This is a genomic window from Haloarcula sp. CGMCC 1.6347 (assembly GCF_037078395.1).
Classification (GTDB): domain Archaea; phylum Halobacteriota; class Halobacteria; order Halobacteriales; family Haloarculaceae; genus Haloarcula; species Haloarcula amylolytica.
On sequence record NZ_JAYMGX010000002.1, the window covers coordinates 994,429 to 1,007,661 of the forward strand.

Here is a 13,233-nt window from a genome sequence, read left to right on the forward strand (position 1 = left end):
ACGGAAGCGTATGACTCGACGTCCACACCTCGACACGATTGCAGTCGATACCGAGACGGCGTCAGCAGCAGGGGATGTCACGCTCCCGATACACCTCTCGTCGACCTACGAACTGGCCGGGCTCGATACGGACCTGTCTCTTGAGGACGTCGACCCCGGTGAAGGCGAGTTCCTCTACTCGCGGCTGTCGAACCCGACACGACACGGCCTCGAACAGGAATTAGCCGCGCTAGAGGACGGAGAGCGGGCCTATGCCTTCAGTTCGGGGACAGCGGCCGTTGCAACAGCGGTGCTCTCACTGGTCGAACCGGGCGACCACGTCGTTGCGTTCGACGACCTGTACGCGGGCACGCGACGGATGTTCGAAACGCTGTTCCGGGACCAGCTTGGCGTCGACGTGGAGTTCGTCGACGCGACTGACGCCGACGCTGTCGCGGCCGCGATGACGCCGGCAACGGAGTTAGTCTGGGTCGAGACCCCGACAAATCCGTTGATAAAACTCTGTGATATCGATGCGATTGCGGCCGTCGCCGCCGACTACGACGCGACGGTCGGGGTCGACAACACCTTCGCGAGTCCGTACTTCCAACAGCCGCTGTCGCTCGGTGCGGACCTGGTGGTCCACAGCACAACGAAGTACCTCAACGGCCACAGCGATGCTGTTGGCGGCGCATTGATTACCGACGACCCCGAGGTCGCCGAGCGGGTAGAGTTCCGCCAGCAAATCGCCCTCGGGAATATGCTCGCCCCGTTCGACAGCTATCTCATCTCACGAGGTATCAAAACGCTGGGCGTCCGGATGACTCGCCACGAGAACAACGCCATGGCCCTTGCGCAGTACCTCGACGACCACGAGCACGTCGAAACGGTCCACTACCCAGGGTTAGAGAGCCACCCGCAGCACGACCTGGCTCGCGAGCAGATGCAGGGCTTTGGCGGCGTGCTCTCGTTCGAACTGGCCGGAGACATGGCCGACGCAAAACAATTTCTCGAAGCTCTAGAGACGGTGACGCTGGCAGTCAGCCTTGGCGGCGTCGAAAGTCTAGCGGAGCTTCCGGCGGCGATGACGCACGAACCGCTCTCACCGGCGGCGCGGGACGAACTCGGCATCTCTGATACGCTCATCCGCCTTTCAGTCGGTATCGAGGATGTCGAGGACCTCCGGGCGGATCTGGAGCGCGGTTTCGCGGCGCTTGAGTCCTGAGCGCTGCGTGCGAACGCTGCCCCCACCCGTGGATTAATAGCTCTGTGGCCCATGAGAAAGTGACACATGGACGTGCACGTGCAGGGTGGGCCGGCCGAACCGTTTCTCGGGGCGCGGGACCTCTTCTCGACGGAACACGACCTGAAACGACCAGTGACAGTCCGGGTCCGAGAGGATCCTGATGAACGTACCCGCGTCAGCCACAGCGACGACGCCCACCGGCTGACAATCTCCCGCCAGGCCGCGACGAGCGCGATGGCCCGCGAGCTGGCGTTACACGAGTACGCACACATGCACCACCACGAATGCGGGCATCCGTCGCACACACAATCGACGCGAGAAGCCATCTACCTCGCGCTGGCGGGGCGTTCGGTCGAACAGCGAAAGCTCACGCACTGTTACCAGATCGCCAACCACATGAAAGACGTCTACGCCGACGATATCTGGATGCCAGTGGTGCCCGGCGACAAACTGGTCCCGTTTCTGGAAGCCAGCCTCGCGGCCGCCGTCGCGGACCGCCCCGGCGATCCGCCGACCTGGGACCGCTCGACGTCACCGACCCGAGTGCGCCACCCCAGCGAACCGGCCGCACGGCTGACGCCGGCTGCAGACCCGGATATCACGGCCGTCAATGCGGCGTTCGCCCTTGCGCTGTGTGAGCGCCACGACCTGGTCGAACCGGACCACCGGCTGTACGACCTCGCCCACGCCGCGGCCCAGGACGCCGAATCGGTCGACCTCACGGAGTTCAAGCGCCACTTCGCCTCGCTGTCGCCCGAGCCGAACGAGTCCGAGTTCCGGAAGGCGCTCGTCGACGTGACTCGCGCGTACGCCGGCGGCGGCGGCCGAGCGGCAGACTGAAACCGAATGTCCCGGGAAGATCGGCTCACTGACGGCCGGGTGTTGTCACACGCAGGCGATAGCCTCGTCGCCACCGACTGCCGGCTTCGCTTGCGCGCGAACACAAATTAACTGGCAGAACTGTTTTTGCGTGGACTTGTGAACTAGTTGACTATGACCGAGGCGCTTCGCGGCCGGCATCTCGACGGGGAAACCGATGTCGTCGGCGAACGGATTCAGGTGTTACACATCGACGACGACCCTGATTTCGTGGCTGTCGCAGCGGATTCCCTGGAGGCTGCGGACGACCGGATCTCCGTCGAAACCGCGACCAGCGCACGAGACGGGCTCGACCAGCTCGCCGAAAACGGGTTCGACGCCGTCGTCTCCGACTACGATATGCCGAAGATGAACGGCATCGATCTGCTCGATGCGATTCGGGAGACAGACCCGGATCTGCCGTTCATTCTGTTCACCGGTAAGGGCAGCGAAGAGGTGGCCAGCGAAGCCATCTCGATGGGCGTCACCGACTATCTACAGAAGTCGTTCGGAGTCGAGGTGTACGAGCTACTGGCCAACCGCATCGAAAACGCGGTCTCCGAGTACCGCGCGAAGCGACAGGCCGCCGAGTCAGAGCGCCGCGTCCGGGAGCTCACCGAGGCAACCAACGATATTCTCTGGGAGTTCACAGCCGACCTGAGCGAAGTCCTCGTGATCAACTCCGCCTACGAGGATATCTGGGGGCGGTCAGTGGCCAAGCTCCGTGACAACCCCTACGATTTCCTGAACGGTATCCATCCCGAGGACCGCGAACTGATGAAAGACGCGATGCGGCGTCTCATGCACGGCGAGTCGGCCGACGTCGAATGCCGTGTCAACGCAACAGAGGAGTATCAGCGCTGGGTCTGGATACAGGGCGAGCCGATAATGAACGACGACGGCGAGGTCGTTCGCGTGGCCGGGTTCGCCCGTGACATCACCGAGCGGCGGAACCGCGAGCGCGAACTCGAAGCCACCAAGAACCAGCTCACAGAGCACAACCAGACGCTCCGGAGGCTCTACGAGATCAGCGCCGACCCCGACGCCTCGTTTGAAGAGAAGATACAGGCGGTTTTGGACCTTGGTCGGGAGCGCCTTGGGACCGCCAGCGCGTTCCTGTCCGCGAACGACGCCGACCGCGACGAGTTCACCGTCCGCTATGCGAGCGGGAGCGACGAACGGCTCAAGCCGGGAACCGTCACGCCGCTGTCGGAGGCGTACTGCCGGAAGATGATCGACACAGGGAGCGTCATGGCAATCGCCGAAGCGTCCGAAGAGGGGTGGGCCTCGGACCCAGCATACGACCGCTGGGAATACGAGACGTACATCAGCGCCGAGGTCCGTGTCCGTGACGCGCATTCAGGGAGCCTCTGTTTCGTCGACCGGGAGGCCCGCAAGACCCCCTTCACCGAGGACGAGAAGACGTTCGTCCATCTCGCGGCGCAGTGGGTGAGCTACGAACTCGAACGCCAGCAGCGCGAGCAACGCCTCGAGCGGTACAAGCAGTACACCGACGACATGCTGGACGCCATCGACGACGTGTTCTACGTCCTCGACAGCGACGGCCGCTTCCGGCGCTGGAACGAGAGTCTGCTGAACGTGACCGGCTACTCGGCCGCCGAAGTCGCCGGGACCCACGGAGCCGAGTTCTTCCCGGCGGAGTATCGGGACCTCGTTGGGGCCGCTATCGAATCGGTGTTCGAGGGCGACACGACCCGCGTGGAAGTGCCGTTTATCACGAAATCGGGGGACCAGATCCCCCACGAGTTCACGGCGACCCGCGTCGAAGACCCCGACGGGAACCCGATGCTGGCCGGCATCGGCCGGGACATCACCGAACGGAAGGCACGCGAGCAGGAGCTTACGCGAACGAAGGAACTCCTCGACCAGGCCCAGCGGATCGCGAGCGTCGGCGGCTGGGAGATAGACGTGACGAGCGAGCCGCCGGATATGACGGTGACAAGCGAGTTCTACCGGTTGCACGGCCTGACTCCGGACGACGAACTGAGCGTCGACTCTATCGTCGACCTGTACCACCCCGACGACAGGGAGACGGTCATGACCGAGTTCGAGCGGGCGATAGAAACAGCAGAGGGATACGACATGGAGGTGCGTATCGGCGACGACGACCACGACCGATGGGTCCGCGCACTGTGTGAACCGGTCACCGAGAACGGCGACGTTGTCAAACTCCGGGGCTCTGTCCAGGATATCACGGACCGAAAGCTCCGAGAGCACGAACTGGAAGGGACTCGCGAGCGGATGGAAATCGCGCTAGAGACCACTAATACGGTCGTCTGGGACCGCGAGTTCGAGTCCGGCGACCTGTCGTACTACCCCGGGTCCGAGACGCTGTACGGCACTGACATCGAGTCGCTGGACGAGTTTTTACCGCTGGTCCATCCCGAGGACCAGTCGGAAGTTGCGGCCCGAATCGAATCGGCGACCGAGACCGGCACGTACGAAGCCGAGTTCCGAATCGTCCGTGACGGCGAGGTCCGCTGGATGGAGGCGAAGGGCCGCGTCGAATCCGACAGCGACGGGACGCCAGTCCGGGCAATCGGTATCGACCGTGACATCACCGAGCGCAAGCGCCGCGAGCAGGAACTGGAGGACACGAACGAACGTCTCGAAGAGTTCACGAGCATCGTCAGCCACGACCTCAGGAACCCACTATCCGTCGCCGAGGGACGCATCGAACTGGCCCAACAGGAGTACAACAGCGAACACCTCGACAGCGCCAGCGACGCGCTCGCGCGGATGCGGACGCTCATCGACGACCTGCTCGCGGCCGCTCGCGACGAGCAGTCAGCGGTTGACGCCGGCGTAGTGGCGCTCACGGACACGGCCGAACAGTGCTGGCACAACGTCGAAACCAACGATGCCGAACTCACTGTCGAGACAGACGCCGTCGTTCGTGCTGACAGGAGCCGATTGGAACAACTGCTCGAGAACCTGTTCAGTAACAGTGTGGAGCATGGCTCCACAAGCAGTCGGCCGGGGGCCGGCGACAGCGTGGAACACGGCAGCGACGACGTGACGGTTACCGTTGGAGAACTTGACGACGGCTTCTACGTCGAAGACGACGGCGATGGCATCGACGAATCGGAGCGGTCACGCGTGTTCGAGACCGGCTACTCGACGTCAGACGCCGGGACGGGGTTCGGGCTCTGGATCGTCGCGGAGATCACCGACGCCCACGACTGGACAGTAACTATCGACGAGGGGAGCGAGGGCGGCGCACGGTTCGAGATTTCCGGTGTCGATATCGTGGAGTGACAGAATAGCGAAACCACCATCCACCGTTGTACTCGGGCGCACGCAGGCGACCGGCTAAACCGGCACGAGCGGCGACACCGACAGCGCGATGCCGACGGCGAGCACCGGGTAGTCGCGTCGGTCAAAGGCAAGCGGCGGAAGTGTCGGGTTCCACGCGAAACAGCGGGCCCGCAGGGCGACCGAGAGCCGGTCCGAGCGGTCGAGCGTCCGTTCTAGCGACCGGACGGCGAGCAGCCGAGCGCGGTCCCGTAGCGGGCGAGCCTCGCCACCACGGGCGTGGATCGCGTCGCGCACCTCGCGAACGTCAGCGAGCACCAGCGGGAACAATCGGACGACGAGCGCCATCCCAATGCCGAGAATCTGGCCGGGTTTTCCGGGTATCAGACGCTGGACCGCCGCCCGCGTGTCCCGAACCGGCGTCGACGTGAGGTAGGCAGCGCTGACGAGCAACACCGGGAGGATGCGCCCGACGTGCAGGGCCGAACGGAGCGCCGGGTCGACGCGAAACCACGGCGGGCCGAGCGCCACGCCGGCGACGACCGGTGCCAGCGCCAGCACGGCGAGGACGACCCGGTAGGAGCGCAGGACGGCCAGCGGCGAGAGCCGTGCCGCCGCGAGCGTCCCCAGCGCGAACGCGGTCGTCCCGACGAGCCACGGGAGCGTGGGGTGTGCGACCGCGGCGATGGCGAGCCCGAACTGGACCAGGAGCTTCGACCGCGGGTCCAGCCGATGCGCGAACGTCGAGCCGGGCCGGTAGCTCAACATCGTGGGTCGCGGATACCGAGGTCCGGGAGCGCATCAAGTGCTTCGGCTGGCGACGCATCGAGCACGACCTGCCCATCCTGCAGCGCGACGAGGCGGTCGGCCCGCTCGTGGAGGTCCCGGAGGTCGTGCGTGACGACGATGATGCCCGTTCCATCGGCGGCCAGCGCGTCGAGGTGGTCGAGCACCGACTCCCTGGCCGGCCAGTCGAGGCCGACGAGCGGTTCGTCGAGCACGAGGTAGTCCGGTTCCATGGCAAGCGCCCCGGCGATGGCGACGCGGGCCTGCTCGCCGCCGGAAAGCGCGTCGATACGGCTATCGGCGGCACCCCCGAGGTCGACGGCGTCGAGTGCCGTTTCGACCCGGCGGTCGATCTCGTCCCTGTCGAGGCCGAGGTTCTCCGGACCGAAGGCCACGTCAGCCGCCACGGTCGCCGCGACGAACTGGTCGCAGGGGTGCTGGAACACCATCCCGATGCGTGTCCGGGCGACGACGGGGTCGTCCGTCACGTCCGTCCCGTCGACGGTGACCGTTCCGGCGTCGGGCGTCAGCAGGGCGTTGAAATGCCGGACGAGCGTCGTCTTGCCGCTCCCGTTCGGTCCGACGAGCAGGCAGTACTGACCGTCGGGTATCGACAGCGTGAGCCCGTCGAGGACGTCGACGTCGCCGTACCGATAGCGCAGGTCGCTGACCGCTATCATCGACCGTCGAGATATCCGCCCTGCACAATGGCTACTGCGATACCGAGCTTCAGGAGGTCAAGTGGTATGTACGGAGCCATCAGAGCGGTGGCACGAGTGAGCGGAAGGCCGGCAACGAACGACATCCACGGGATGCCGATAGCGTACACGACGGCGATCGCCGCGGTGAGCGCGACGACCTGCACCGGGACAGAGAGATCAGCGACCGGTTTGGGCGCTATGCTTCGGTGTGCGATAGCGCCGGCGACGACCGCGCCGACGAGGAACCCGACGAGGAAACCGCCGGACTGGCCGGCGATGACATACCCGATACCCGCGTTCGCGTTCGAGAACACCGGCGCACCGGCGATACCGACCAGCAGGTACAACAGGAGCGCGACGCCGCCCCACAGCGGTCCCAGTAGCAGTCCGGCGAAGAACATCCCGAACGGCTGCAATGAGAATACCACCGGCAGTCCCGGAAGCGGGATAGATATCTGTGCGAGCGCCGCGGTCAGCGCCGCGAGCAGCACCGCCTTCGTGAACAAGCCCACAGTCTCGTCGTCGACGAGGTCGACGGATTGCTCTGTTGCCATGGGTCTCCCTCTCTCGTCAACCGAAATATAGCCAGTGGTTCACGGAACGGGTGCCCGCCCGCGCTGGTCACTCGGCCGGCGTGATGCGGGCGAGCACGTCGTCGCGCTCCCGCGGGAAGCCGTCGCCGGCCCGCCCGTCGCGGTTCGACGTAACGAGGTAGAGGCCGCCGTCCGGCCCCTGCTCGACGTGTCGAATCCGACCGAGTTCGTCGGCCAGCAGGGAGTGGGTCGTCGCGGTGTAGACGTCGTCGGTCCAGTCGGCGTCGTACACCTCGGCGTCGTCACCCGGTGGCAGGTCCCCACCGGCCGGCGTCAGCGTCGTTGCGAGGAGTTTCTGGCCCTTCAGGCCGCCAGTGAGCAGTCGGTTCCGCAGCGACGGCACGGCGTCGCCGGTGTAGAACAGCGACCCGGAGGGAGCCCAGCCGCCGGCGTTGCCCGTGTTTGCGAGCGGGCGGCGGACCTCGGAGCCGGCGTCGGCGTACTCCTCGTGCTTGCGGGTGTCGGGCCAGCCGTAGTACCCCCCAGCCACGAGGCGGTTGAGTTCGTCCCGGCCGGTCGGGCCGTGCTCGGAAGCTACGACAGTGCCGTCCGGAAGCCACGCGAGCCCCTGTGGGTTCCGGTGGCCGTAGGTGAACACCCGCGGGTCACCACCGAGGTCCGGGTTTCCGGGTGCGGGGTCGCCCGCGGGCGTCACGCGGAGGACTTTCCCACCGAGCGAGTCGGTGTCCGCGGCCAGTTCGCCGGACCCGGCGTCGCCGGTCGTGATCCAGAGGTAGTTCTCGGGGCCGAACGTGAGCCGACCGCCGTTGTGTATCTTGCTTCCGGGAATGTCGTCGACGAGGACGGACTCCGTGGCGGCCGGGTCCTCGGCCGAGACGTCCATGGCGACGACCCGGTTGACCCGCTCGTCGTCGTCGGTTGTCGTCGTGTAGTAGACGTACACCACCGGCGGCTCGGGGTAAGTCGGGTGCGCGGCGACGCCGAGCGTGCCGCCCTCGCCGCCCGTTACCCACCAGCCATCGTCGCTCGATTCCGCGTCGATGACCGCTGCGGGTTCGGTGACTGTTCGGACGCTGCCGTCCACAAACGAGAGGACGCGGCCGACCCGCTCGGTGAGAAACAGCGTTCCGTCCGCGGCAAACGAGAGGTCCCACGGGATTTCGAGGTCCTCGATGAGCGGTTCGGTGGCGAGCGGCGCGTCTGTCGGCGACGCGGTCGGAGCCGCCCAGTCGGTGTCGGGTGACTGGCTGCGCTCGTGGCTAATGGATACGTCGTAATGGTCCAGCGCCCGAGCCGGGTCTGCCGCCGTTGTGGTTGTCGGCGTCGGGTCCGAGCTACCGTCCTGTGTCCCGGACTCACCGCGACAGCCGGCCAGCGCGGTCGCCCCGGCGGCGGCGAGCGCGGCGAGATACTGGCGACGAGACCCGCCGTCCTGGCACGGTTTTCGCATAGATTTCACTGCAGAGCAAAGAAGAATAAAGATGTCGGAGACAGCCGGGTTAGCGAGCGGCGGCCGCGACGCGTTCTTTCTCTTCTTTCTGGTTGACCGCGTAGGCCTGGACGTCGTCGTTAGCAGCGCCGATGAGCTGCTGTGCGAGCGCCTCGGCGGCGCTCGTGGTGGTCTTGAACGAGCCACCGTACACGCCCTCTGCGATGAACTTCAGGGCCTGGTCGACGCGGCGCTGTGGCGCGACGTCGACGGCCTTCGGGACCGAGATACCACCGTATTTCAGGCGGACGGTCTCCTCTCGCGGGGCGCTGTTCTCGACAGCGCTGACGAGCACCTGAATCGGGTTCTCGTCGGTGCGCTCGTGAACGATTTCGAACGCCTCAGTGACGATGGAGGTCGCGAGCTGCTTCTTGCCCGTGTTCTCGTCGGTCTGCATCAGGCGGTTGATGAGCCGCTCGACGATGCTGATCTCGCTTTTCTTGAACTGCTTGTCCGCGTGTCGCCCCATCGTGTGGGCGATCGGCGTGACAGTGATGTAGCGCTCAGTCGAGGGGTCGGAGTACTCGATATCCGTGATCTCCCACTCGCCGAACAGCTTCGCACGGGCCGTCTCCGGCTCGCTTTCCGCAGCCTCGTCAGCGTCAGCCTCGGGTGTGTCTTCGGCACTCATGGTTATCGGACCGGTTTCTCCGCGTTCCCGCGAACGAGTTCGATGAGAGAGACGCCGTTGACCTTCTCGACCTTGTAGTTGACACCGGAGAGGTCGCCCATCGCGCGGCCCTTCGCCCCGCCGATACCCGCAATCGTGACCTCGTCGTGCTCGTCGATGAAAGAGATAGCGCCGTCACCGGGACAGAACGCGGTGACCTGCTTACCGTTCTTGATGAGCTGGACGCGGACACATTTCCGGATCGCGGAGTTAGGCTGCTTGGCCTCGATTCCGACTTTCTCCAGTACGATACCTCGTCCCTGGGGCGCACCCTCGAGCGGGTCGGACTTCTTGCCCAGGCCGCGTTCGCGACGCGCGTAGTCAGTGTCGGACCACCGGTGCTTCTGGCGGTCCTTCTTGAGCTTGCGCGCGGCGTACTTGCCGTTCGCCATAGTAGGCACTGGTACCTTTCGGAGGTACTTAAGACTCCTCTTTCGGACTCAGCCGGTAGCGCTTCCGTGTGTGGCGTTCTGTGCCATAGACGGGGGAAATCAGGTGCAGACCTGCGTTAGATAACGCGAAGAGAGGTCACAACAGCGGGAAAGAAACGGGTAACAAGGTGTTTCAGTCGGCGTATGACGCGCAAAGCAGTTCCCGGCGGTCCTTCGGGAACCCATTTTCGATTATTTCAGGCTTCACAGAGTTTTCTGAGACTATTTCGGGAGACTCCACTAGCATCGGTCTGCGGAATTCGTCACACCCGACAGTGTACGTATCAGGAGTCACAGACACCGGTCCCAGTCCGCCAGGCCGGGAGATAGCCCGGCCACATGGAATCAGGTGTGATAACTGGGCAGATGGTTTCTAGTACCGGCGCTTGAGTTATTCAGACAGACCTGCGGGTAGTATCTATGAAACTCGAACAACGTCTCCCAGACATCGTCCGGCGAACGTACCTCCGGAAGTTGACGCTCATCATTCTCTGTATTGCCCTGCTCGTTGCGGGTGTCAGCGTCACTGCGGAGCGGACGGTCGCAAACGAACTGACTGAACAGCGCGAGAACGAACTGCAGACGGGTACCATCCAGACGGCCACGACAACAGCGGACTGGGTCCGTAGCCAGCGAAACGCCGCACGAACTCTCTCAACGCTGTCCGACGTTCAGGAGGGGAGTCCAACGATGATCCGTGGCGCGTTACAGCGGCAAGCGTTCTACCAGCCGGAGTCAGTGTATGCCATCCACTACGTCAACGAGGAGACCCTGGAAATCGAGGAGTCGTCGCTGAGCGACCGACGCGACACGTCGCTCCGAACTGACGACTTCGAGTGGGAAGGTGGCGGCCTCTCGGTCACCGGGTCGAACTCGGTCGATATGTCGACAGTGTACACTTATGACGGGGGGAAGTACATCGCCTTCGCGAGCCCGGTCGCCCGGAGCGACAAACTGGTCGTCGTGGTCCACAACGTGACCGCGCGGACGGCCCAGTTCCGCAACTCCATCGACGGCGGTGAAACGCGGATTATCCGACAGGACGGCACGGTCCAGTTCGCCGAGGACGCCTCGACTATCGGGACGCAGTACAACGTCTCCGCCAACCTGACCGCACTCACAGCGGGAGAAAGCGACGTGGCCCGGAGCGGGCCGTACCTGCTCGCCGCGGAGTCCGTCGATGACACGCCGTGGATCGTCGTCAAGCAGGCCCCGAAATCGACCGCCTTCGCGTTACGTGACAGTATTCAGGGGAGCTTCGTCGCCATCATCGGCGTTTCACTGGCCGGGTTCGCCCTCATCGGCGTCCTCGTCGGTCGCGGCATCATGCAGTCGCTCAGACGGCTCTCGACACAGGCGGAAGCCCTTGCGGTGGGGAACTTCGACACCGACATCGAACAGTCTGACCGCCTCGACGAGATCGGCGACGTCCAGAACGCCTTCTACGAGATGAAGACGTATCTCGACACCGTCGCCGCACAGGCCGACGCGCTCTCCAGACAGGCGTTCGACGACCCGGTGCTCGACGAGGACATCCCCGGCCAACTCGGGGCGTCGCTATCGAGCATGCACGGCAACCTCGAATCGTTCATCAGCGACCTCGAACAGGCCCAGCAAGAGGCCGAAGAGTCCAAAGAGGAGGCTGAGGAGTTGGCCGGAACGCTCGAACGGCAGGCCGAGGAGTTCTCGGCCGTGATGCGGAAAGCGGCCGACGGCGACCTCACGCAGCGACTCGACACCGACACGGACAACGACGCGATGGCCGACATCGCCGCCGCGTTCAACGATATGCTCGCCCAGCTCGGCCAGACAGTCATGCGTATCCGGGAGTTCGCTGACGACGTCGACGGCTCCGCCGACCAGATCACCGCGAGCGCCACGGAGGTCCGTGACGCCAGCGAGGAGGTCAGCGAATCCGTGCAGGAGATCGCCGACGGCGCGGAGACGCAGTACGAGAACATCGAAGAGACGGTCGACGAGATGTCAGGCCTCTCCGCGACGGTCGAAGAGGTCGCAGCACAGGCCGACGAAGTCGCGACCACATCGAACGAGGCCGCCGAAATCGGTGAGACCGGTAGCGAGCGTGCGTCGGAGGCCATCGAGGTGATGAACGACATCGAGACGCGAGCCGACGAGACTATCGACCGCGTCGAGTCCCTCGACGAGGAGATGGAGCAGATAGGCGACATCGTCGATCTCATCGACGACATCGCCGAGCAGACCAATATGCTCGCCCTGAACGCCTCTATCGAGGCCGCCCGAGCCGGCGAAGCTGGCGAAGGGTTCGCCGTCGTCGCCGACGAGATCAAAGGCCTCGCCCAGGAAACGACCGAGGCCACCGAAGAAGTCTCGACGGTTATCGAGGACGTGCAGGACACCACCGGTGACGCCGTGACCGACATCAGGCAGATGGGCGACTCCGTCACGGACGGTATCGACACTGTCGACGACGCGATCAAGTCCCTCGAACAGATCGTCGACCGCGTCGAGGAGGTCAACGACGGCATCCAGTCCATCAGCGACGCCACCGACGAGCAGGCCGCGACGACGGAGGAAGCAGTGGCGATGACCGACGAGGTCGGGACAATCAGCGAGGAAACCGCGTCCCGCGCCGAGAACGTCGCCGCCGCCGCGGAGGAACAGACCGCGACGATCAACGAAGTCACCGGCGGCATCGAGTCCCTCTCGGATCAGGCCGGCGACCTCAGCGAACTCCTGCAGACGTTCGATGTCGACAGCGGCACTACGCACAGCGATACCGACGTGTACGAACACGGCACGGACGACCCGGCCACTGGCGACGACTGAGCGTCGCCTCCTGTTTCATCTGCCACTTACAGTTTCGGTTCGGCGCTCGACGTGACCAATTGGTAGAGGCCATAGCTACCGAAAAGAACCCCGGCACAAACGCCGAGCGCGGAGCCGATATCCTGTCGCTGGCTGAACCGGACGAGATAAAAGACCGCGGTTAGTCCGCCGCCGACGAGCGGGTACGCCGGTGACGCGAGCAGTCCCTCGACGAGACTCGTGGCCCCCACCAACACGAACAGCGCGAGCATAAACGCGCCTTCGAGTCCGGACGGGGGGTTCCCCAGAACGTGTGCGTGATACAGGTAAATTCCGACGATAGTCAGCGGAGCCAGCAGGTCGCCGCCGTCTGGACGCCGGAGTGCAGGCATAGCAGTCGGTTCACGACCAATCAAAAAAGCGGTTTCTGTCCGTCCCCACATCGACTGCCCGAGC

General features: G+C 64.7%; 11 protein-coding genes. 4 read left to right on the forward strand and 7 right to left on the reverse strand.

What is annotated here, in order from left to right:
• Positions 1–10 precede the first annotated feature (10 nt).
• The 3 genes from VI340_RS13570 to VI340_RS13580 all read left to right on the forward strand — a co-directional run bounded on the left by VI340_RS13570 (position 11) and on the right by VI340_RS13580 (position 5,362).
• Complete coding sequence (locus VI340_RS13570) at positions 11–1,204, forward strand: trans-sulfuration enzyme family protein (RefSeq protein ID WP_336358542.1); 1,194 nt, start codon at positions 11–13, stop codon at positions 1,202–1,204.
• Between the two features lie 66 nt (positions 1,205–1,270).
• Positions 1,271–2,065 carry a DUF5781 family protein gene (locus VI340_RS13575; RefSeq protein WP_008307533.1) on the forward strand — a complete coding sequence of 265 codons (795 nt, stop codon included), beginning with the start codon at positions 1,271–1,273 and terminating at the stop codon, positions 2,063–2,065.
• A gap of 153 nt (positions 2,066–2,218) precedes the next feature.
• Positions 2,219–5,362, forward strand: a complete 3,144-nt coding sequence (locus VI340_RS13580; RefSeq protein ID WP_336358543.1) for a PAS domain S-box protein — start codon at positions 2,219–2,221, stop codon at positions 5,360–5,362.
• A 54-nt stretch (positions 5,363–5,416) separates the two neighbouring features.
• Here the strand turns inward: VI340_RS13580 and VI340_RS13585 are convergent, their stop codons facing one another.
• The 6 genes from VI340_RS13585 to VI340_RS13610 all read right to left on the reverse strand — a co-directional run bounded on the left by VI340_RS13585 (position 5,417) and on the right by VI340_RS13610 (position 9,951).
• Positions 5,417–6,127, reverse strand: a complete 711-nt coding sequence (locus VI340_RS13585; RefSeq protein WP_336358544.1) for an energy-coupling factor transporter transmembrane component T family protein — start codon at positions 6,125–6,127, stop codon at positions 5,417–5,419.
• A complete protein-coding gene (locus tag VI340_RS13590; RefSeq protein ID WP_336358545.1) occupies positions 6,121–6,825 on the reverse strand; it encodes an energy-coupling factor ABC transporter ATP-binding protein in 705 nt (234 codons plus the stop codon). The genes VI340_RS13585 and VI340_RS13590 overlap by 7 nt, the downstream gene beginning before the upstream one ends.
• Positions 6,822–7,400, reverse strand: a complete 579-nt coding sequence (locus VI340_RS13595) for a biotin transporter BioY (protein ID WP_336358546.1) — start codon at positions 7,398–7,400, stop codon at positions 6,822–6,824. The genes VI340_RS13590 and VI340_RS13595 overlap by 4 nt, the downstream gene beginning before the upstream one ends.
• A 67-nt stretch (positions 7,401–7,467) precedes the next feature.
• On the reverse strand, positions 7,468–8,850 hold the full coding sequence (locus VI340_RS13600; protein ID WP_336358547.1) for a PQQ-dependent sugar dehydrogenase: 1,383 nt from the start codon (positions 8,848–8,850) through the stop codon (positions 7,468–7,470).
• A 49-nt stretch (positions 8,851–8,899) separates the two neighbouring features.
• The gene (locus VI340_RS13605; RefSeq protein WP_008307521.1) at positions 8,900–9,520 is read right to left on the reverse strand and encodes a 30S ribosomal protein S7; all 621 of its coding nucleotides are present in this window, start codon (positions 9,518–9,520) and stop codon (positions 8,900–8,902) included.
• 2 nt (positions 9,521–9,522) lie between these two features.
• The gene (locus VI340_RS13610) at positions 9,523–9,951 is read right to left on the reverse strand and encodes a 30S ribosomal protein S12 (protein ID WP_004515440.1); all 429 of its coding nucleotides are present in this window, start codon (positions 9,949–9,951) and stop codon (positions 9,523–9,525) included.
• Between the two features lie 459 nt (positions 9,952–10,410).
• Between VI340_RS13610 and VI340_RS13615 the strand changes: the two genes are divergently transcribed.
• Complete coding sequence (locus VI340_RS13615; protein WP_336358548.1) at positions 10,411–12,798, forward strand: methyl-accepting chemotaxis protein; 2,388 nt, start codon at positions 10,411–10,413, stop codon at positions 12,796–12,798.
• A 26-nt stretch (positions 12,799–12,824) separates the two neighbouring features.
• Here the strand turns inward: VI340_RS13615 and VI340_RS13620 are convergent, their stop codons facing one another.
• Positions 12,825–13,169: a hypothetical protein gene (locus VI340_RS13620; protein ID WP_008307511.1), complete on the reverse strand. Its 345-nt coding sequence runs from the start codon at positions 13,167–13,169 to the stop codon at positions 12,825–12,827.
• Between the last annotated feature and the right edge of the window lie 64 nt (positions 13,170–13,233).

Excerpts from the sequence above, each read along its gene's own strand:
- VI340_RS13620 (WP_008307511.1), bottom strand. The coding sequence starts at position 13,169 with ATGCCTGCACTCCGGCGTCCAGACGGCGGCGACCTGCTGGCTCCGCTG.
- VI340_RS13585 (WP_336358544.1), bottom strand. The coding sequence starts at position 6,127 with ATGTTGAGCTACCGGCCCGGCTCGACGTTCGCGCATCGGCTGGACCCG.
- VI340_RS13610 (WP_004515440.1), bottom strand. The coding sequence starts at position 9,951 with ATGGCGAACGGCAAGTACGCCGCGCGCAAGCTCAAGAAGGACCGCCAG.
- VI340_RS13600 (WP_336358547.1), bottom strand. The coding sequence starts at position 8,850 with ATGCGAAAACCGTGCCAGGACGGCGGGTCTCGTCGCCAGTATCTCGCC.
- VI340_RS13580 (WP_336358543.1), top strand. The coding sequence starts at position 2,219 with ATGACCGAGGCGCTTCGCGGCCGGCATCTCGACGGGGAAACCGATGTC.
- VI340_RS13595 (WP_336358546.1), bottom strand. The coding sequence starts at position 7,400 with ATGGCAACAGAGCAATCCGTCGACCTCGTCGACGACGAGACTGTGGGC.
- VI340_RS13615 (WP_336358548.1), top strand. The coding sequence starts at position 10,411 with ATGAAACTCGAACAACGTCTCCCAGACATCGTCCGGCGAACGTACCTC.
- VI340_RS13575 (WP_008307533.1), top strand. The coding sequence starts at position 1,271 with ATGGACGTGCACGTGCAGGGTGGGCCGGCCGAACCGTTTCTCGGGGCG.
- VI340_RS13570 (WP_336358542.1), top strand. The coding sequence starts at position 11 with ATGACTCGACGTCCACACCTCGACACGATTGCAGTCGATACCGAGACG.
- VI340_RS13605 (WP_008307521.1), bottom strand. The coding sequence starts at position 9,520 with ATGAGTGCCGAAGACACACCCGAGGCTGACGCTGACGAGGCTGCGGAA.
- VI340_RS13590 (WP_336358545.1), bottom strand. The coding sequence starts at position 6,825 with ATGATAGCGGTCAGCGACCTGCGCTATCGGTACGGCGACGTCGACGTC.